This is a genomic window from Candidatus Tisiphia endosymbiont of Oplodontha viridula (genome assembly GCF_964264865.1).
Lineage (GTDB): Bacteria > Pseudomonadota > Alphaproteobacteria > Rickettsiales > Rickettsiaceae > Tisiphia.
This window is the reverse complement of sequence record NZ_OZ183486.1, coordinates 1050699-1073052: the sequence shown is the minus strand read 5'-3', so window position 1 is coordinate 1073052 and position 22354 is coordinate 1050699. Positions and strand designations below refer to the sequence as shown.

General features: G+C 33.9%; 18 protein-coding genes. 4 read left to right on the top strand and 14 right to left on the bottom strand.

What is annotated here, in order from left to right:
- Positions 1-156: 156 nt before the first annotated feature.
- On the top strand, positions 157-1764 hold the full coding sequence (locus tag ACFEL1_RS05205; protein WP_375330716.1) for an IS1634 family transposase: 1608 nt from the start codon (positions 157-159) through the stop codon (positions 1762-1764).
- A gap of 99 nt (positions 1765-1863) precedes the next feature.
- Entirely contained in the window at positions 1864-2925 is a 1062-nt protein-coding gene (locus tag ACFEL1_RS05200; protein WP_375330705.1) for an IS110 family transposase, read from the top strand.
- A 642-nt stretch (positions 2926-3567) separates the two neighbouring features.
- On the opposite strand, the gene ACFEL1_RS05195 is transcribed toward ACFEL1_RS05200, so the two are convergent.
- The 13 genes from ACFEL1_RS05195 to ACFEL1_RS05130 form a co-directional block, all read right to left on the bottom strand.
- The gene (locus tag ACFEL1_RS05195) at positions 3568-3723 is read right to left on the bottom strand and encodes a hypothetical protein (protein ID WP_375330715.1); all 156 of its coding nucleotides are present in this window, start codon (positions 3721-3723) and stop codon (positions 3568-3570) included.
- Between the two features lie 9 nt (positions 3724-3732).
- Complete coding sequence (locus ACFEL1_RS05190) at positions 3733-4095, bottom strand: TfoX/Sxy family protein (protein ID WP_341761574.1); 363 nt, start codon at positions 4093-4095, stop codon at positions 3733-3735.
- A complete protein-coding gene (locus ACFEL1_RS05185; RefSeq protein ID WP_341761573.1) occupies positions 4073-4417 on the bottom strand; it encodes a DUF2672 domain-containing protein in 345 nt (114 codons plus the stop codon). Before ACFEL1_RS05185 ends, ACFEL1_RS05190 begins: the two co-directional genes overlap by 23 nt.
- 49 nt (positions 4418-4466) lie before the next feature.
- Positions 4467-6134 (bottom strand): energy-dependent translational throttle protein EttA, encoded by a 1668-nt coding sequence (ettA, locus tag ACFEL1_RS05180; RefSeq protein WP_375330714.1) that lies wholly within the window; start codon positions 6132-6134, stop codon positions 4467-4469.
- A 107-nt stretch (positions 6135-6241) separates the two neighbouring features.
- A complete protein-coding gene (locus ACFEL1_RS05175; RefSeq protein WP_375330713.1) occupies positions 6242-6709 on the bottom strand; it encodes a PD-(D/E)XK nuclease superfamily protein in 468 nt (155 codons plus the stop codon).
- Positions 6702-7604 (bottom strand): DNA adenine methylase, encoded by a 903-nt coding sequence (locus tag ACFEL1_RS05170; RefSeq protein ID WP_341761570.1) that lies wholly within the window; start codon positions 7602-7604, stop codon positions 6702-6704. Before ACFEL1_RS05170 ends, ACFEL1_RS05175 begins: the two co-directional genes overlap by 8 nt.
- Before the next feature lie 483 nt (positions 7605-8087).
- The gene (gene fsa, locus ACFEL1_RS05160) at positions 8088-8738 is read right to left on the bottom strand and encodes a fructose-6-phosphate aldolase (RefSeq protein WP_341761569.1); all 651 of its coding nucleotides are present in this window, start codon (positions 8736-8738) and stop codon (positions 8088-8090) included.
- On the bottom strand, positions 8739-9611 hold the full coding sequence (locus tag ACFEL1_RS05155; RefSeq protein ID WP_375330712.1) for a ParB/RepB/Spo0J family partition protein: 873 nt from the start codon (positions 9609-9611) through the stop codon (positions 8739-8741). It lies immediately after the preceding gene.
- Positions 9608-10372 (bottom strand): ParA family protein, encoded by a 765-nt coding sequence (locus tag ACFEL1_RS05150; RefSeq protein WP_341761567.1) that lies wholly within the window; start codon positions 10370-10372, stop codon positions 9608-9610. The genes ACFEL1_RS05155 and ACFEL1_RS05150 overlap by 4 nt, the downstream gene beginning before the upstream one ends.
- On the bottom strand, positions 10347-10946 hold the full coding sequence (gene rsmG / locus ACFEL1_RS05145; RefSeq protein WP_375330711.1) for a 16S rRNA (guanine(527)-N(7))-methyltransferase RsmG: 600 nt from the start codon (positions 10944-10946) through the stop codon (positions 10347-10349). Before rsmG ends, ACFEL1_RS05150 begins: the two co-directional genes overlap by 26 nt.
- Entirely contained in the window at positions 10946-12793 is a 1848-nt protein-coding gene (gene mnmG, locus ACFEL1_RS05140; protein WP_375330710.1) for a tRNA uridine-5-carboxymethylaminomethyl(34) synthesis enzyme MnmG, read from the bottom strand. Before mnmG ends, rsmG begins: the two co-directional genes overlap by 1 nt.
- Positions 12794-12803: 10 nt before the next feature.
- On the bottom strand, positions 12804-13226 hold the full coding sequence (gene ndk, locus ACFEL1_RS05135; protein ID WP_341761565.1) for a nucleoside-diphosphate kinase: 423 nt from the start codon (positions 13224-13226) through the stop codon (positions 12804-12806).
- Positions 13227-13315: 89 nt separating this feature from the next.
- Positions 13316-14602, bottom strand: a complete 1287-nt coding sequence (locus tag ACFEL1_RS05130) for an MFS transporter (protein ID WP_375330709.1) — start codon at positions 14600-14602, stop codon at positions 13316-13318.
- Positions 14603-14789: 187 nt separating this feature from the next.
- Between ACFEL1_RS05130 and ACFEL1_RS05125 the strand changes: the two genes are divergently transcribed.
- Entirely contained in the window at positions 14790-14969 is a 180-nt protein-coding gene (locus tag ACFEL1_RS05125; RefSeq protein ID WP_375330708.1) for a DUF2706 domain-containing protein, read from the top strand.
- Between the two features lie 18 nt (positions 14970-14987).
- A complete protein-coding gene (locus tag ACFEL1_RS05120; protein WP_341762851.1) occupies positions 14988-15704 on the top strand; it encodes a ComF family protein in 717 nt (238 codons plus the stop codon).
- A 106-nt stretch (positions 15705-15810) separates the two neighbouring features.
- Here ACFEL1_RS05120 and ACFEL1_RS05115 read toward each other — a convergent pair whose 3' ends face one another.
- Positions 15811-21678, bottom strand: coding sequence for an autotransporter domain-containing protein (locus ACFEL1_RS05115; RefSeq protein ID WP_375330707.1), 5868 nt, complete (start codon positions 21676-21678; stop codon positions 15811-15813).
- Between the last annotated feature and the right edge of the window lie 676 nt (positions 21679-22354).

Sequence of the window (22354 nt, the reverse complement as noted above, 5' to 3'; positions counted from 1 at the left end):
AGATATCTTTGGCAAACTCGCAACTTATCTTCGAGAGGGAGAAGTGTTTGAAGAGGTAGGAAAGTAAGGTTTACAAGAATCCTGCGATAAATTTGTAGTCATGTAAATGATATTTTTTATTTGACAATGCTGGAATTTAGAGATATAATCTCTTTCATGTATATTACAACTGTTCCAAATAGAAATTCTCGTCCTGCAATATTGCTTCGTACCTCTTATCGCGAAGACGGGAAAGTATTAAATAAAACCCTAGCTAACTTAACTAACTGGGATGATTTACGCATTGAGGCTTTTAAGAAGATGCTGAAAGGTGAATTTGATGGTTTAGATGGTGTTCCTGAGGTTGGTGAAAGTTTTGGGACTATTTTTCTACTAAAAAGAATTGCTGATGAAATTGGTATTACTAAGGCTCTTGGTACTAGAAGCAAAGAAGCTTTATTGAGTCTATTTTTGGTTTTAGCACGCTTTGCTCACCAAGGGTCTAGACTTTCCAGCGTGAAATGGGCGAAATCGCATGCGATATCTGATGTATTATCTGTCGATTCATTTGATGAAAACCATTTATATCAGGCTCTAGAATGGTTAGAAGAGAACCAAGAAAAGATCGAATTAAAATTATTTAAAACTTATCAAAAGAAAAATAACAAGCCGCCTGTTATGCTTTTATATGACGTCACTTCCAGCTATTTCGAAGGAACAGAGAATGAACTTGCGGAATATGGGTACAATCGGGATAAAAAGAAGGGTAAAAAGCAAATAGTGATTGGTCTATTAACTGATGATCATGGCGAACCTTTGGCTGTTAGAGTTTTTAAGGGTAATAGTGCTGATCCTTCTACCATTTATGAGCAGATTGAGCTAGTAAAATCTAATTTTGGTATTAAAAATATAGTCTTTGTTGGTGATAAAGGAATGATTAAGGGGACAGGCAAAGAAGCCCTGACCAAAGAAGGGTGGGACTATATTACAACCTTAAGTAAAGTTGAGATTGAAAGCTTAGAGAAAAGCGGAGTTTTGCAATATAGTTTTTTTGAAGAACAGCTATGCGAAGTAACCAGTAATGGTAAAAGATATATTTTAAGGAAAAATGGTTCTATAGCCCGAAAAGTTGAGTTTGATAGGAATACCCGAGTTGAAAAATTGGTTGCAAAGATTGAAGAGCGTAATATATATGTATCAACCCATAAGAAAGCAAAGCCAGAACTTGGTTTAAATAATATTCAAAAAATTGCCAAAGAATGGCGGATAGATAAATTTATCAACCTAAAATTAGATGGCAACCAAATAGTGGTTGAAATTGATCAAGATAAGAAAAAAGAGTTGTTTGCTCTTGATGGTTGTTATGCGATTGAAACACAGATTGAAATTAAACTGATGAGTAAAGAATTGGTTGATAAAGCTTACCATAATTTACATGAAGTAGAATCAAATTTTAGCAGTATGAAGACAGGATTACTCGAAGTAAGACCGATCTTTTTAAGGAAAAGCAACAGAACGAAGGGACATGTATTTGTTTGTATGTTGGCATTAAAAATATGGCACTATATGAAAAATAAGTTGAAACAAGGTTGCGGCGTAACCAAGGATGGTAAATATAATGTGACCATTGAGGAAGCATTAAGAGAGCTGGATAAAGTATGTTTTTTATATTACACAATCAAAGGTTGCAAAGTTATAAGATTACCAAAATTAAGCGAGTTTCAACAAAATTTATTCAATTTATTTGATTTAACGATGCCCCAAATGACAAAATCTGCAAAATGATAAAATAATGGTATGGACCTCCTGATATACAGAATGAAAAGCAGTTGCTAATCTTCTAAAGTTAATATTAAATATTAAAATAACAATCAGGAGGCTAAGATGGAAGTTACCACAATTGGTATAGATATTGCAAAAAGAATTTTCCAAATTCATGGTGTAGATAAAAATGGTAAGACGGTATTAAAGAAAAAATTAATGAGAGATCAAGTTTTAACATTTATGGCTAATTTACCAAAATGTTTGGTAGGGATGGAAGCTTGCGGCGGAGCTAGTTACTGGGCAAGAGAAATAACTAAATTGGGGCATATAGTAAAACTAATGGCTCCACAATTTGTCAAACCGTATGTTAAAACTAATAAAAACGATCAAGCTGACGCTGAAGCTATATGTGAAGCAGTAACAAGACCAAATATGAGGTTTGTACCAATTAAAACTGTAGAACAACAAGATATTTTGTCAATTCATCGGGTAAGAGAGAGATTGGTAAAAAACCGTACGGCACTTGCGAATGAAATTAGAGGATTATTACATGAATTTGGTTTTATTATTCCTCAAGGGATCAATAAGGTTGTAACAAAATTAACTGAGATTTTAGATGAAGGAAATTTGAGTCAGCTAGGTTACCAAACATTTAGTGAACTGAAAGAGGAATTTTTGGATAATGACAAAAAAATAAAAGAGATAGAAAAAAGATTAAAAATAATAGCTAGCAACTTAACTCAATATCAACGATTAACAGCTATACCTGGTCTTGGTTTAATTACTGCTACTGCTTTAATAGCATCAATAGGTAATGCTACAAGTTTTGAGAATGGTAGGCAATTATCGGCATGGTTTGGATTAGTGCCAAGGCAGCATTCCAGTGGAGGGAAAGATAAGTTGCTTGGAATTAGCAAGCGAGGTGATGTTTACTTGCGTACTCTATTGATCCAAGGAGCTAGAGCTGTACTAAATGCCAAGATAAGATTTACATCGGAAGAACAAAAATCTAAAAAAGATTTTAGCAAATTTACGCAGTGGATGTTTAATTTATCTGAGCGAAATGGACATAATAAAACAGTAGTTGCTGTAGCTAATAAACTGGCAAGAGTGGTGTTTGCAGTACTAAGGTCAGGGGATGATTATGTAGAGAGTAAAGTTTGTAGCACAGAGCTATTATAATTAACATAAAATAAAATAAATAGTGGTTTATTAATTAATAGGTAAACAAAGAATATGTAAGAGATTCCAACCCGGAATATGCGTGAGATAATAATATTGATGGTAAATAAGACAAACCTTAGCTTACAAAAAAACTGATGACTACAATGGCTCTTTGAAGCCGATAAAATGATAAGTATATAGTAAATTTGTAAGCCAGCGAATTCCATCAGGGCTGTAGGATAAATTACACATAATTTATTAACTATAAGCCGGATACATGTATGCATTTGCATTTTTGCTATTAGATGTTATTTTTTTCTTGCATTTTACAGGAGGTTCATACATACATGTAGTCAGTAACGAGAATTTAATTCTACACTCCACTCGTCGCATAATACTCACGTTCTATAGCATAATTTCTGCTCATATTTATCTCGAAGATGAGAAGCTTGCTCACCTGAAATGTTTCTTGAAATTTGGAAGCGTACATTAGTCTCAGAAGGCTGTTTCACTAATGATGAAAAATCCACTTTCGCCATGGAGTTTGATTTGCCCTTAAAAGGCACTACTGCAGACAGTACAAAACTTTAATATATTCAGTGATTTCAACATATTTACGCTGCATTTAATACAGCAGTTTGCCACTTATGCGACTCATTTTCAAGCTCTTTTCTCTCTCGAAGTTGAGTCGCAAAACTGCTTTAAGAATGCATTTTTCTGATATTCTAGCCAGTTTTGGATTAAAATTAAAAATTTTAATCCAAAACTGAGGTTAGTAAATACAATATCAGATTTTTGGTGTCCTTCATAATTCACAATTCTACCTCAATGATTTAAAGCATGAGGTATTTTCTTGGAATTAATAGATACATTAAATGCCATAGAGACCCATTTTCCCAGTTCTTCCTCTTGATCTAAAATCTCAGGTAATACTTTCCAATATGATATAGTTACCAGCTTATTTTTGCTATTATAGGTAAATGGCTGTGAGCCAAAAGATTTAAAATATTTAGCGGTGAAGCTATCTGCTTTAAAGTATAGCTCACTTTCTGCAATAATCCCTATTATCACTCTATCTTTATATATGCCATAACTACCGAACATCGCACGAGTAGTTATTTGACCGAAAGGTGCTAATATATCTTTTATATACTCAATAAATTCATTATTTCTTACAATCTTGTACATATTTTGTACTTTTTATTTTTATAAGCTCATCATACTTTGTTTTAAGCTCATCTAGAGAATAATTACCATCATAATATCCTTGGATATTAATGATCCTTTCTAAATAAAAATTCAACTGCTCAGCATTATTCTCTAGAATATCATTATCAATTTTTAGGTCTTTCGTAATATAGGCCAATGCTTGATTTTTGATAGCTGAGCAGTATAATTTAAATTCTTGGATTTTTTTTATAATGCTTGGAATATCTTCTGGTTTCATTACTATCAGTGCTACTAACATAACCACTAATATTTCTCCTAGAGACATAATAGACCTCTTCATAATTCTATTTCTGCTGTATACTCTTTTGCTTTTAATCCAAAATTGAGGTTTATACTAACTTTTTATGACGATATTTAGGATTAATAATATTTTCCCCTGTTAAATTAATCATATAATCATGGTAATCTTGGTAATTTCCTTCAAACCATGTAGCATTGCCATCTTTATCAAAAGCAATAATATGTGTTGCTATTCTATCTAAAAACCAACGATCATGGCTTATTACTAATACACATCCAGCAAAATCCAAAATCGCATCTTCTAAGGCTCGTAACGTATCAACATCAAGATCATTCGATGGTTCATCAAGTAATATAACGTTAGCTCCCTCTTTTAGTAATTTGGCTATATGCACTCTATTGCGTTCACCACCAGAAAGTTGCCCTACTTTCTTCTGTTGGTCTCCACCCCTAAAATTAAAGGCTGCACAATAAGCTCGACTTTTCATTGATCTAGAACCAAGTTTTAACTCTTCAAGACCTGAGGAAATCTCATCCCACACAGTCTTGTTATCGTCTAAATCATCTCTTGATTGATCAACGTAACCAAGTTTAACAGTTTGTCCTAATTTAATAGAGCCGTGATTTGGATCAGTTTTGCCAGTGATAATGTTAAATAAAGTAGATTTACCTGCTCCATTTGGACCTATAATACCAACAATAGCTCCTGGAACAACCTTAAAGCTAAAATCTGATAACAACACCTTATCACCGTATCTCTTTGCTATATGCTCTGCCTCTATAACTAAATCGCCTAGGCGTGGACCATTAGGTATAATAATTTGTGCAATGCCGGATCTTTGTTCTTTTTGTTTAGTCAACAAATCCTGATAAGCACTAATTCTAGCCTTACTTTTTGATTGTCTAGCTTTTGGTGATTGACGTATCCATTCAAGTTCTCTTTTTAATTGTTTACTCCTATCATCTTCTTCTTTATCTTCAAGCTCTAATTTTGCTTGCTTCTGCTCGAGCCAAGTAGTGTAATTAGAATGCCATGGAACACATCTACCACGATCCACCTCTAATATCCAATCCGTTACATTATCAAGAAAATATCGATCATGGGTAATAACTACTACAGTACCTTTATAATTTTTTAAATAATTTTCTAGCCAAGATACCGATTCAGCATCTAAATGATTTGTCGGTTCATCAAGTAATAACATATCAGGCTTTTCTAGTAAAAGTTTACATAACCCAACTCGTCTTTTTTCCCCACCTGAGATTTTTGTAACATCGGCATCTTTATTTGGACACCTTAATGCAAACATAGCAATCTCTATTTCCCTCTCTAAACTCCAAGCATCACAACTATCTATTTTTTCCTGTAGATCAGCCTGTTTTGCTAGAAGTTCGTTCATTTCATCATCTGACATTTCCTCAGCAAATTTATAGCTTATTTCATTAAATTCATCGATTAAAGCTTTCTTCTCACTTAAACTTTCCATAATATTATCAAAAACATTTCGAGTAGGATCAAGATGCGGCTCCTGAGCTAAATAGCCAACTCTAACCCCACTCGCTACAAACGCCTCACCGTCATATTCTTTGTCAATACCTGCCATAATTTTTAAAAGAGTAGATTTGCCAGCACCATTTGGACCAATAATACCAATTTTTGCCCCTAGTAAGAAGGATAAATACGTTTCCTTTAAGATTTGTTTACCGTTGATAGTCTTACTTAGACCATTCATAACATAAACATATTGATATGACATAACTCTTAATTCCTTTATTTTTTGTAATTTATTTGTAGTTTTTAAATAGTAGTGGTACAGATTAATCTTAACATGAATTCTTTAAGGGAATTATATACATATACAATCTAAATATTTTGTTTATTTGTCCAAGCTGTAAATTCAGACATACTAAAAACACCTTTTAAGTTTCCATGAACTTGATCTTTTAACCATTGTAAAGCACCTTTTTTGTAACCATCTCCATCTATAATGATAATAACATCATAAACACTTTGTTTCCTAATATTTAATATTGTATAAGGGTATTTCTCATCTGCAGAACCGCCTGATTGTTGCCACTTACATTCAATAACAAGACAATTAGAATGTTTTGTAGGATGATATAGAATAAAATCGCATTGCCAAGCAGTATTATAGATAGTTTCTCCTAAATTAAATTGTCTAGTATAGATTGGTTGGGCTAATGCTTGTGAAGCAATAAATCTAGTCTTGGGAACAAAAACGTAACCTTCCCTAACAAGACGATTATTTATAAATACCTCAAGTTCGTTCCCTGTTTTATTTGCAGTTGTTCCACCTTGTATTTTATTCATAATTTCTAATCAAAACCTCTTCTGCATTTTTCCTTTCATTAGCTTTACAATTAATAGTGCGTGGCACTTCTATAATTTCTATATAAAAATCTTTATACATATGCTTTATAAACTGAATATTAGAGTTTGAAAGCATAAAATATACACCCTTATCGTTTAACTCTTTACATTTTTGATAAAGTTTTATCTGATCTATTCCTGTAAAATCAAGTTTTGTATATTTAGTAAACGATTTATTATTTATAGGATGATAAGGAGGGTCAATATAAACAAAATCACCTTTATTTGGAGAAATTTCGCTGAAATCTTGATGTTTTATATCAACATTTTGTAGTAGTTTACTACAAGCTATTATATTTGTCTCATCCACTATTGCTGGATTTTTGTACTTCCCCATAGGCACATTAAATTCCCCTTTGTTATTGGATCTGTACAAACCATTATAACAGGTTTTATTAAGATATATAAAACGTCCAGCAACTTCTACATCATTATCATTAATAAATTGTTTTCTGATTTTGTAATAATATTCTTCACAATGATTTACTTTATGTTTTGTTAGTAGCTTTATCAATTCTTGAGGATTATTTTTAATCACAGCATATGTAATAACTAAATCTAGGTTTATGTCTGATATAGTTGCACTAGATGGAGTAAGAGCAAATAAAAGGGCTCCTCCTCCTACAAATGGTTCATAATATCTTTTATAAGTTTGCGGTGTTCTTGTGGATAATTCTTTTATTAGACTTCTTTTTCCACCTACCCATTTTACAAATGGTTTTGCTTTACTGTCGTTTTCAATTATTATGTCATCATTTTTTAGTACACTTTTTCCTATCTTTGATAAAGCTTCATTAAACGATATTCCTAAATTGTTTACTGATTCAATTTGCATAAGAATTTACCAAAGTTTTATATGCCAAGTGTCCTTTAGCATTTACAAGAATGTTATTAAACATACCACCTATTTTATGATTCCTCAAATTATCTCTTAAAGATAAATTTATTCAAATATCTTCCAGTGTGTTCCTTGTTTATAGAATAGACCTTTTTCGAAACTCACTTATACTGAGGGATTTGAAGGAGATACTTCACCTCGAACCGTAGCGTACTTAAATGTACGTAAAGATTTGAGTACCGGTTCTACGTACAAATCATCAACAGAAGTAAAGTCGCGATAGGTTTAATGATAACTCCCAACCACTCCACACTTAAACACAGCCCAAAAACTTTCTATTGTGTTGCTTCTCTTATCCTATGAATCATAAGCCAAGCTGTTTTTTGAGTAACTTTTATATCTCTTGAAAGTTGCAGTGAAGATAAACTTTTTTATGTGTTGTTACTTAAAATATAGTAGTATATAACTCCTTTTTAATTATTAAAATTCTAATCTAGATTTATTCCAATCTCTATTAAAAACCTCTAAACCTGAATCTGTTAGTTGATGATCTAATAATTGTTTGATAATTTTACCAGACATTGTAGCAACATCAGCTCCATACATAGCAGATTGATAAACATGGTTCGGGTTTCTTATAGATGCAGCTAAGATTTTTGTCTGATATTGATAATTATCATACATCTGTCTTATATCTCTTATTAAACTCATACCATTCTGACCTATATCATCAAGCCTACCTATAAAAGGTGATACATAATATGCTCCAGCTTTTGCAGCGATAAGAGCTTGATTAACCGAAAAGCATAGTGTCATATTTACTTTCTTGCCTTTATTTGCAAAATACTGGCACACTTTAATACCATTCCATGTCATAGGTAATTTGATAACAATATTACTTGATATTCCTAAAATTTTGTTACCTTGGCTAATCATAGTGTCAACATCATTGGCAGCTACTTCTACACTAACATCAGAGCGTACTATCTTACATATCTTAATAATGGTTGATCCAAAATCATCTTTTGTCTTAGACATCAAAGAAGGATTAGTAGTTATACCATCAATGATACCCAATTGGTTAATCTCATCAATTTCTTTAATATCAGCACTATCTAAAAAAATTTGCATTTAATTTAACCTCGACAAAATTGAATCAAGTTCCTCTAAACTATTATAGTGAAATATTAATTTTCCACCAATTGGATAGTCTTCAATAGTTACTTTTATATTAAATCTTTCTGACAATGATTTAGCTAATAACTGTAAATCATTATCTTTACTACCTTCTTTTAGGAATTTTTTTCCTACACGTTTCTCATGTTCTGGTGCTTTTGTATATTCATTTTTGGACCAGTTTCTTACCATATCTTCAGTTTGACGAACATTTAAATCATTCTCAATAATATGATTAGCTATTATCTCAGCCTGCTCATGATTAATTAAACATCTTGCATGTCCCATAGTTAAAAAACCATCATTTATTTTATCTTTGATAGATTGTGGCAATTGATTTAGCCTTAATAAATTCGCTATATGACTACGACTTTTGCTAAGTTTTCCTGCTAGTTGCTCTTGTGTATAACCAAACTCTTTTATTAATCGCTCAAATCCTTCTGATTCTTCTATAACCGATAATTCTTCTCTTTGAATATTTTCAATTAGAGCTATTTCTATAATCTCTTTATCATTTAAATCTTTTATAATCGCAGGAACATCAGTAATCTTAGCTATCTTACAAGCCCGCCAACGTCTCTCACCAGCTATAATTTTATATCTCCCCTCGCTAATTGAACTAACAATAATTGGTTGTAACAAACCATTATTACTTATGGAATCGGCTAATTCTTTTATTTTATCATACTCAAATTTTTTCCTTGGTTGATTATTCCTAGCTTCAATTTTGTCGATATCTATAATTTTTACTAATTCATCTTTCTCTATAGTAAAAACCTCTTCTCCAAGCAAAGCTGACAACCCTTTACCTAAACCTTTGTTTTTCATATATTTCTACCTAAAATCTCTTTAGTAAGTTCCATGTAAGCAATAGAGCCAGCACATTTATGATCGTAAATAATTGCTGGCTGACCATAAGATGGTGCCTCAGATAGTTTTATATTCCTTGGAATAACTGTCTTAAATACCAATCTTCCTAAGCATTTTCTAACGTCCTCTTCCACTTGTTCAGTTAATAGATTGCGTTTATCGTACATAGTAAATAAAATACCAGCGATTTTTATTTTTGGGTTTAGATTCTTCTCTATAATTTCAATTGTTTTTAGTAAATGACTTAACCCTTCTAATGAATAAAAATCGCACTGCATGGGAATTAACACATTATCACAAGCAACTAACGCATTGACTGTTAGCAGATTAAGAGATGGAGGGCAATCTATCATAACATAATCATAGTCACCGACTAAGTTATTTAATAAATCTGATAATAAATATTCTCGCTTTTTTATACTTAATAAATCCGACTCGGCACCAGACAAATTAGTATTAGATGTAATTAATTGTAAATTTGGAATATTTGTTTGTATTATAGCTTCTCCAATAGGCTTTGAACCTGTTAATACCTGATAAATAGTAACCTTTCTATCTTGTTGACTTATACCAAATCCAGTGCTACTATTTCCTTGAGGATCTAAATCTATTACCAAAATTTTTTTATCCATTACAGATAAAGCTGTCGATAAATTTACAGTAGTCGTAGTTTTAGCAACTCCACCTTTTTGATTAACTATCGCAACTATTTTTGTCATGTATATTACTAATTTCTAGAATTTTACTATTATTAGAAGTCTCACTATCATATACCGAATACCAAAAAGACCACCTCTTTTTGGCATTCTCAATTTCTTCGTGATACTGCTCACCTTTAAATAATAAATATTTATTTTTTACATTAATATGTTTGGTATAAACAAATATTTTCTCTAACTGAGCAAATGCCCTAGAAGTTAATATATCACAATCTAATTTAACATCTTCTATTCGTTGATTAACCACCTTTACTTTGTTACTAGAAGTTTTAGAAGCTTGCAATAAAAAAATAGACTTTCTTATATCAGATTCCACTAAAGTAACATTCTTTATCCCTGCAATAGACAATACTATCCCTAGAAATCCACCACCCGAACCAACATCTACTAAATGGATATTGTGGTCATTTATGTACTTCATGAGTTGCAAAGAATCTAAAATATGTCTTACCCAAAACTCATGTTCGGTATTACAAGAAACGAGGTTAATAGTTTTATTCCACTTCAATGTTAACGATTGATATTTTCCTAGAGCATCTATTGTTTCACGTGAAATATTATCACAGTCATACATTAATTTCTATGCCTTGTTTTCATATAAATTATAATTGCTATTAAAGCGGCTGGAGTAACACCGGATATTCTTCTAGCCGCACCAATAGTAGCTGGTTTATGATGGTGTAGTTTTTCTCGCACCTCTGTAGACAAACTTGGTATTTTAAAATAATCAATATCATCATCTAACAATTCTAATTCTTCTTCTTTAAATAATTGAATATCTGCATTTTGTCTAGTCAAATAAGAGGAATATCTTGATTCGATACAAAGATAATGAAGAAGTTTTCTATTTAATGAAACAAGCTCTGGAAAAATTTCTATTGTTTTATCGATACCAAAATTTGGTAATCCCAGCAAATCAAAGGCTGTTTTATGTGAACCATCTTGTGAGATAGACACGCCTAGATTAGCTAACTTAGTCGTTGTTAGAGAAAGAGTTCTTACAATATTTTCTGCCTTATGAATATCTTCACATTTTTTGTTAAAAATCTCTTTGCGTAAATCAGATACAATACCAAAATCTATAGCCATTTGAGTTAGTCTTAAATCTGCATTATCTGCCCTAACTGAAAGCCTATATTCAGATCTAGAAGTAAACATTCTATAAGGCTCTGCTGTACCAAGAGTAATTAAATCATCAATCATAACACCAATATAGGCATCTGCTCTAGTCAAAATAAAATTTGATTGACTTTTTAGTGATAAAGCTGCATTAATACCTGCTATGATTCCTTGCCCCGCCGCTTCTTCATAACCAGTGGTGCCATTAATTTGACCAGCAAAGTATAACCCCTCAATTTTTTTTGTTTCTAAAGTTGCTTTTAATTCTCTAGGATCAACATAATCATATTCTATTGCATAGGCTGGTCTTAACATTGTAGCCTTTTTAAGACCAGGAATTGTCTTTAGTAATGCTAGTTGTATATCTTCAGGTAATGATGTAGATATACCATTTGGGTATATCGTATGGTCATCCAAACCTTCAGGTTCTAAAAATATTTGATGACTTGCTTTAGCAAACCTAGTAACCTTGTCCTCAATAGATGGGCAATATCTTGGTCCTATGCCCTCGATTTGTCCAAAATACATAGCTGATTTATCTAAATTATTTCTAACAATTTCATGAGTTTGTTCAGTTGTTCTAGTAACGAAACAATTTATTTGCTTTACCTTAATAGAATCTGTAAGTTCAGAGAAAGGGCGTGGCACGGCATCTCCAGTCTGCACTTCTACTTCGTTATAATCAATTGTTCTCCCATCTATTCTTGGAGGTGTACCAGTTTTTAACCTACCAAGGGAAAAACCTAGATATTTCAATGTGTTAGATAAGCCGTATGATGGTCTTTCACCCACTCTACCAGATGGGATTTTTTTAGGTCCTATATGAATGAGTCCAGATAAAAACGTACCTGTAGTCAACACAGCTTTTTGACATGCAATTCTCGTACCATCATCTAAAATCAATGCTTTCACTCTAGAGTTTTGGATTTCAATATTTTCTACAGATGCATATAAAATTGTCAAATTTGGATGATTTATTAAAGCATTATACATAGCTTTTTTATAAAGTTTTCTATCAGCTTGAGCTCTTGGTCCCCAAACTGCTGGCCCTTTACTTTCATTAAGCATCTTATAATGTATACCAGCTTGATCTATAATTTTACCCATAAGCCCATCAAGTGCATCTACCTCTTTCACTAGAGTACCTTTCGCCACTCCGCCTATTGCAGGATTACAAGACATTTCACCAAGATTATCTAGCTTCAGAGTAATTAAAAGAGTATCTACACCACAACGTGCAGAAGCCGAAGCTGCCTCGCAACCAGCATGACCACCACCAATAACTACAACGCTATATTTCATAAGACTTAAGTTATTCTACAATTTCTTTTTTAGTAAAGAATAATTTCACTTCTCTTTCTGCACTTTCTAAACTATCAGAACCATGGATACTATTAGCCTCAATATTCTCTGCAAAATCTTTTCGAATTGTGCCTAGTTCAGCATCATTTGGGTTAGTAGCTCCCATTATTCTACGATTTTTTAAAATAGCATTTTCCCCTTTAAGCACCTGCAAGACGACTGGACCAGAAATGATATATTCCACTAAACTATTAAAAAATGCCTTTGACCTATGCTCTGCATAGAAATTTTCTGCTTGATCTCTAGTTAAAATAGTCATTCTTTGAGCTACTATTTTTAGTCCAGTATTTTCTAAGTAAGAAATAATTTTACCAATTAGATTTCTTTTCGTAGCATCTGGCTTAATCATTGAAAATGTATATTCTTGAGTCACAGTAAACCTTTATTAATTTATTGTTAATATTTATATAAATTTATATATTTTTGGCAAGCAAATTCTGATAGCATGGTTAAAGTGGTACTTTATGCAATTTTTCTAGAACTATAATTCCAAGTTAAGGAAAAAAGTATTGCCCCCAAGAAAGCAGAAAAGATAAAAAATAAAAAAACACCATTCCAACCTAAATTATCAGAAATCCAACCAACACATACCCCAGCCAATGCAGCACCAAGATAACCAAATAAGCCTGAAAGACCATTAGCTGTACCAACTGCTTGTTTATTAGTAAAATCTGCTGTAGCAACACCTATTAAGACTTGCGGTCCAGATACAAAAAAACCAGCCAAAGCAAGAATAATCATGCTAAATATTTCATACTCGTTTGGTATTTGCCAAAATAAAATAAGAGTAAAAGCCAAAACAAACATAAATACTGAACCAACTGGACCACGTCGTCCTTGAAATAGCTTGTCTGACATCCATCCAGCAACAACACCACCAATTAAACCTAAGATATCATAAGAAGCAACTTGTAGACCAGCTTGAGCAATAGTAATGTTTTTTAGTTCACGTAAAAATACGGGTGCCCAAAAAATTACACCTGACCGTACAATATAAACAAACATATTAGCAAAACACACATACCACACTAACCTATTACAAAATACAATTTTTATTAGTTGACGTGTTAATAAATTATCACCATTGTTCCCAAGAGATATATCACATTCTTTATACTCTTCTACTATGGGTAAATTAACCTCATTGGGAGAATTACGTAATCTATTAAATAAAAATAACGATATTAATAATGCCACTATTCCAGGAATTATAAATGCTGCTTTCCAACCATAAACGTCTATTAAATAGCCACACACTATCATAGTAGTTGCTCCGCCGATTTGATTAGAAGTAGCCCCCAAAGACCATTTCATTCCTAATTCCTTAGAAGCGTACCAATAAGTCAACATACGTGTTGCAGGCGGCCATCCCATGGATTGAAACCAATTATTCAGAATCCATAAAAGACCCAGTAAGGTTATACTAGAAGCAAAACTAGATAACAATGTTATGATGCCTACAAGGGCAAGACCAACCACCATAAATATACGAGCATTTGACCTATCGCTAAAGAATCCATTACACAATTTTCCTACACCATAAACTATAGAAGAGGCTGTTAAAATCCAGCCAAGTTGAGTTTTTGTTACCTCAAAATTATCCATTAAAGCAGGCATTGCAATATTAAAATTCTGACGACAAAATATGAATGTTGAATAACCAATAATTATTGAATATAAAATTCTAATACGCCAGCTATTATACTTTCTAGCATAAGGAGGTTTTTCTTTGAAGGATGTACTTACCATCGTTTCCTTAGGTTATTACTTGCAAACATTTGAAGAGAGTATATATGCTTGTCAGGAAAAATGCCACAAGCTATTATGTATTTTGTATCTAAAACTTATTTTTTATTAAATGTACTTGAGATATATTGCGAACTAGGTTAACCTCCTATAGAATCTAAGACAATAAAATTAATTCCAAACGACAATTATGACAAAATTATTAAGATTTTCTCTGTTTTTTGTTATACTCTTGCAATTATTATCATGCACTCCTGGTTCTCCTTACGAGATTAAAAGCCCTTGTGTGTCTATTGAATCAACAGATTCTTCGAGTACTGGCAACCCATGTGTTCGTAGACCGGTAAATTTAACTAGAGATATTGCCTAAAGGTTTACTTTTATAATAATGTACAAAATTAGTAGATTGTATAATTACCTAATAGATTATATCTTGCCAGCAAGATGTTTGTCTTGTGCTGAAATGACTGCCACTAAAGAGGGTTTTTGTCTAAATTGTTGGAAGAAACTTGATTTTATTACAAAACCTTACTGCAATATTTGTGGTTGTAGATTAGATATATCAATTTTAGATAATATGTGTTGTGCAAAATGCTTTCAACATAAACCTTGGTATGATGTATCTCGTAGCTTAATTAAATTTAATGAGCATAGCAAAGAAATAATTCATGCCTTTAAATATCAAGATAAAACTATTTTCTCCAAAACTTTCAGCAAATTACTTTATAGACAATATCACAGCGAATTTCAAGATATTGACCTGATTATTCCAGTTCCAATGAATAGATTCAAAAGATTGTTTAGAATGTATAATCCTGCTTTGATTATGGCTCAAGAAATCAGCAAACTACTAAAAAAACCGGTAAGTCCTGACGTATTAATTAAGTCAAGATGGACCAAATCCCAAACTTTTTTATCTAAAAAAGAACGAGAAAAAAACTTATCAAATAGCCTTATATTCAATAAAAAATATCAAATTATAGGTCAAAAAATATTATTAGTAGATGATGTATTGACAACTGGCACTACCATTAACAAATGTGCTAAAATCTTAAAGGATTCCGGGGCTAAGAGTGTTTATGTTATGACAATTGCCATGACATAAATACTCTTATATCACCATTTTACCCCCATTCGGGATAAGAATTAGTTAATTCTTATCCCGAATTCTAGTAGCGTATTTTGCACTCATTAAATTGAGGACAAGCTACTTAAAAATTCACTTTAACCTTCAAACTACCTTGGTGACCAATATATTTGCTGGCAATGTTAACATTATAGATAATACCACATTCCATCATATTATATTTCGCAGTGAAACCAGTACCAACAGTGAAGAAGGTCTTAACAGGTTTAACTGATTTAGTTGGTAATGGTTCATTTATCCCATCTAACCTTGCATCAATAATTGGTGCTTTTCCTTTGAAGTCATGATTAACGTAACCATGCAATTCTGGTATTAACAATACTTTGTTAGCCTTCAGGGTTGCCGCAGTTCTTAACCCCAAAATACCTTCAAATTTATTGTACGACCTTTTCTTAACAACTAGGTTTTGGAATTTTGTACCAGTTTCCGTATAGCCAGCATCCTTAAATTGCGAATATCTGAACCCAATTGTTGGGGTAATCATTAACTTTTCAGAAGCTATATAATTATACCCTGTAAGTAATTGACCACTATAAGAGATAGATTTATACTTAGCAGCAGCAGTCTCTAGAGCAGTAACATTTCTCTTCGTTGTGGCGATTAGGCGTCCTTCTGAGTTCTTAACCCTAGTTATACCATATGATGCTATAGCTTCAGTAAACCAATTATTGGTAAGATTATATAAACTATATAAGGAGAAGATATTAGTCTTACCGTTAGTTTTATCACCAATTTTCTTATCCTGATGAGACATTTGTGTGTTAATTCGGCTATAAGCTGCACCAAGTAGCAGATTATCATTTACTAAACCATCAAATCCAACTATTCCACCAGCTGATTTCGATTTATAACCACTAACTCCTTTATACGTTTCTTGGCAAGCAGTACCATAGAATGGACTACCCCATACTCCATACCTTAGCGTATCATCATCACCAGAGCCTATAGCTGATGTAGCATTTTCAGAGTCTACAGCTGATGCAGCATTTTGCATAGGTACTGAATTTCCCATCCTTGTTGCAGTAATTTGGGTATCAGCTTGAGCAATCAATCCTCCAATTATTTCAGATGTTGGATTTCTTACAAGGCTCTCTCCTATTGGATGTTCATTACCAGGCAATATTTTATCCATCGCTTGAAGGGCATGCTCTCTATCCATCCGACCTATATTGTTCATGAACTGAGCAGCAGAACTATTACGATCTGTTACATTATTCAACTGTGTATAAAATTCCCGATTTTCCTGTGATGTGGATTTATCAGCAATTTCTTTAGCTATAACTTCCTTAGAAATGTCAGTTATATATAGTGTTAGATCGCTAGAATCCATGGACCACTGTACAAAACGGTTTTGTTCACCAGTTGGGTCAAGCTTAATTTTACTGTTATCAATTGCAACAAGACCATTACCATTAACTGACGAAATCACAACATATTTAGCCCCCTCCTTAGGAATTTTGTTAATATCAGTCTGAGCTTTCACTTTTATAGTCAACTCGTCTGCTTTCGATAAATCCAATTTACTACCTGTCTGAACCTCTATATTACCACCTGCTCCACTTGATGTGTCGTAGGCAGTAACTAGTTCTATCTTTCCTGTCAGCTGTGCCTGACCAGTATATTTTAATTGATTAGCTGCAAGATCTACGGTGAAATCTTTAGCTGCTAAATTACCAGTTATAGAGGCTGTTTTAGGTAATATAATTATCTTAGCTTTATCTGCTTTAATATTAGCAAAGCTAATATTTTGTTCTAATATTACATATTTATCTGCAGCAAAATTTACTTCTTTCCCATTAGCAGTTTGTTTAAACCAAACATTATCGGCAAACGTTACCTTACCACCAGTAATTTTGGCATCAACCAGTACTGCCTTATCAAATTTTGCAATACCTTCATTTTTTATTTCATCCGAAACAATTTGTGTACTATAGGCAAAACTTTTCAATGATCTTGATAGGCTAGACCCATCTACAGTGAAGTTTGGCACAGATATAGTTCTGTTTATAGTACCAGCAAAAGTTGCAGTCTTATCACTAGCAATGGTTATTTGCTGAGAATAAACATCACCTCTTACCGTAGCATTCTTATCAAAGATTACATCAGACAATTTTAAATCATTTGTTCCTAAATTATAAGCAAAGCTTCCATCCGAGTTGAAAACTACTTTACCAGTATTATTAGTTTTAGTTGATATATCGGAATAGACACCACTCTTAATAGTAATTTTATGATCACCCAGTAATTTAACAGATTTTAACCTGTTATTCTCTGACCCAATATCTTGTATTCCAGTGGTAAAATCTGCAGCTAATGCAAGAGTATGAACATTATTACCATTAGTCCTAATACCATCTACGGTACTTGTCCCTTCTAAAGTTAAAGTTGCCTCCTGTGTATTAGAGAAGTTAATATTACTCGCCGAAACTGCTTGGGTAATCTCTACATCTTTTCCCGCTATGTTTAGAGTATCTACTGAATTTCCAGCACCTATTGTACTATTAATAGTTATAGGAGTGGTATTGTTAAATGTAACCGTACCTTGACCGTCAGCTGCTCCCTTAATATCACGGGTCGTCACAGTGTTAGCAAACTCAGCAGTTGCATTATTAGATATTATGATGTCCTGATCATTAGCAGTTTGAACTTTGTCTCTAAAGACGGTAGTACCCTGGACTTGTATAGTACCAACAGGATTTTTTGCCGTTCCAACTACACCAGTAACTCTATTGTTGCCTTTGAATATTAAACCAACTGCAGCTCCTCCTGTTGAGTTAATAGAACCTGTTAAATTAAAGTTATTAGCAAAAATTAAATTATTAACACCATTACCTTGAATTTCAGTAATATTATAATTGCCACCTGCTAATCTTACCTCACCTATCCCAGCTCTTAACATCTTTAATTTAGTAATCGGGTCTGTTACTTCACCAATTCCTAGGAATACTAATGTTCCCTTAGCATCACCAGTACCAGTACTAGTTACACTACCATTGATGTTTTTACCAGCTTGCAATATAACTGTACCATCCTTATCTTGGAAATCTACATTACCTGTAATATAACCCTCAGCGGTAAGCACAGTATTTGTAGCAAATAAAATATTGCTATTAATCGCACCCAATGTTAGTTCATTTACATTTAATTCTATATTTTGGCTATGAATGGTAATCTGCCGAGTGTCAAATTTACCAGCACCAGAAAAAATTACCTTTTTTAGGTTATTACCAATAATACCTAAAGATTTACCTCCTCCAGCAATCGTCAATGTTTTTCCATCCACAACAGAATCAAGCTTAACTATACCCTTACCATCAGCACCTGGATTTAAATTATTTACCAAAGTTATTGTTTTATCTGCAGCAGCACTATTCCGTAAGGTTAACTGAGCATTTGCATGGTCAAAAGTAATCTGATCAGCCTTAGTAGCATTTAAATTAAAAACACCGTGTTTTGCATCAAGTATATAATTTGCTGGACCGGCAGGTGTAGGCACATCAGCAGACGCTGCTCCAATATGAATATTGGCAATCTTTGCAGAGGTAGCACTATTATCGGTAAATATTGCCCCATTAATAATGTTCAACGCATTCGCATTCTTGACATCAAGCTTATTAACAGCCTCCCCTGCGATGGTAACTCGACGAGAAATACGTAATTCACCTAGCTTATTAGCAACAGTACCAAGGGTTTCTGCACCGGTTGCAGATTGCACAGTTAAAGTGTAACCTGGAGTTGTATCATCACCATCTAGCCACACGATTCCTCCATTACCAACCAAAACACCAGCACCATTAGAAACTCCTCTTGGTAAGTTACCATGAAAGGTTACAATACTATCACGTCCCCTTGTAAATAAGCCCAACATCGAATTTGCATGCATAAAATTAATATTTGTACCATTAAGAAGATTAGCATCAGCAGCTGAGGCATTTATTGCTAGAGCTTTAGCATTTCCCCCAACCATACCTATATTTATGGTATCAATCTCCCCAATTTCCACATTGTTAGCTATGAGCACGCTAGTATTAACATTTAAAGTACCATTATTACCACCTTGTATTGTTGAGTTGAAAAAACGAGGTATTATTTCCCCTACAGGACCATCAGCACCGTTAAATTCTAATACTCCACCAACATTAAAATCAACTTCTCCTACAAAACTACCACCAATTTGTACAGTACTAGCAGCACCAAAGTGAAGTGTATCAGTGTAGACATTTTTTCTTAATATAACATCCTTACCAGCTCCATTAATATTAATTCGGGAAATAAGCTTATTAAGAGCAGGATCATAATTAATAGCACCAATATCCCCAGTTACCGTACCAGCTCCTGCAAAGTTTAATATTCCCTTATTATTTTCAGCAGTGGTGTTAACTATATTACCAGTGATTGTTCTAGTATCTGCTAGTGCAAGTGTTGAATTTTCGTGGGTAAGGTTAGTATTCTTAGCCCAAACATTACCGTCTAAAGTAACCTCTCCTTTACCTATGTTTATAGTTTCTAAAGACCAAAGACTAAGATGAGCAGGATCATCACCACCGATATCTCCAGTTACTCTACCAATTCCTTCGAAGGTTAATACACCCTTATTAGCCACACCAGTAGTATTCCGTACAGCACCAGTGATTGTCTTACCAGCTGCTAGCTTAAGTACAGACGCTCCATCGGTAAGGTTAGTGTTCTTAGCCCAAACATTACCCTTTAAATGAGCTTCTCCAGCACCTATATTTATGGTTGCTAAAGACCTATCACCAGCAGCAGCAAGATCAGCAGCACCGATATCTCCAGTTACTATACCAGCTCCTTCGAAGGTTAATACACCCTTATTAGCCACACCAGTATCATTCCATACAGCACCAGTGATTGTCTTACCATCTGCTAGCTTAAGTATTGAATTTATGTGTTTAAACCTAGTGGTAGTAGCAAAAACATTACCCTTTAAATGAGCTTCCCCATTACCTATATTTACTGTCTTTAAAGTCCTATCACCAGCAGCAGCAAAATCAGCAGCACCGATATCTCCGGTTACTATACCAGCTCCTTCGAAGGTTAATACACCCTTATTAGCCGCACCAGTATCATTCCATACAGCACCAGTGATTGTCTTATCGGCTGCTAGCTTAAGTATTGAATTTTCGTGGGTAAGCCTAGTGGTAGTAGCAAAAACATCACCCTGTAAATAAGCTTCCCCATCACCTATGCTCACTCTCGCTAAGCTAAGAAGATTTGTACCAATATCTCCAGTAGCACCACCAGCTCCTTCGAAGCTTAATATTCCCTCACCATTTCGAGCAGCAGTGACAGTACGAATTGTATTACCAGCTTGAACTACAAGGGTTGATGCATGACCACCACCATCATTACCACCAAGCTCTACATTACCCAAGCCGGTGTAGGTATTGGGGTCTGCATTGAAGCCATGCTGAGCTATGGCAGCTACAGTACCAGTTAAAGTTGCGGTGTGACCAGCTACTATCTTTATAGGTAACCTACCAGCACCACCAGCACCAGGCACTATAGAACCGATTGACAGATTTTCATTAACTGTAAGATCGCCGGGCTGACGGCCAGCTAAGTTGATAGCGGTAATAATGGCACCTGCTTGGTTAGCATTAAGTGTGTAGTGATCAGCTGCAGGATCACCACCATAGGTGATTGCTAATTGTCGATTTGCTAGATTAGCATCACGCCACACAGCAGCTACATCATATATTGCTACTATAGGCTGACCGACTTGATCAATTCCATGCCAATTCAGATTAGCAGCATCATCCATCAAAGCCGCACCATTGTTTATAATTATAGCACCACGTTCCGCAGCAACACCAGCTCCAAATGCCACGTTACTACTGCCTAGGCTAGCTACAACCGAGGCGATTGCACTACTAGCCAGTAAATTTTTAAAGAATTTTTGTTTTTTTGCCATCATTTTACCATTCTATAATTAAAAAAAATAATTCATGTCTATATCCCTGCCATCATTATGTCACTAGGGTAGTTTAAAAGTCCTAACTAATGATAGAAAAGTTTGTTTTTTAAAATGCATAAATGTCTATTAGCGAGGAGCGTTGTCAGCCCTAAACCGTCTATTAGCGAGCGAACGTACGTGAGTGCGGCAATCCATGAAGCTTGTCACATGGATTGCTTCGTCGACCTACGGTCTCCTCGCTAATAGACGTTTGTTGAACTTTCGACAGTTGTGCCACTTTGTGGCTCGCGATGACAACTATTTGTTTTTATAACTTAGTATTTTCTATCATTAGTTATGACTTTTAAACTGTCCCGCGTAGGCAGCGGTCTAAAATAAGTTGATTTCCTGTTGATTTTACACTAAAGTTGCAGAAAGACAACTACAAAAAAACTATTTCTGTAACTAATTTACTTTACGCGTGGTATTTATAAAGTCATAGGAAAAACAGCCTAGCGTCATTGCGAGGAGGCATAAGCCGACGAAGCAATCCATATAACAAGCTTCATGGATTGCCACGCTCACGTACGTTCGCTCGCTAATAGACGGTTTAAGCCTTACAATAGTACTTCGCTAATAGACGGTTTTTTAACTTTCAACAGTTATGGGTTGAAGACCAGCAAGGTGATAAATA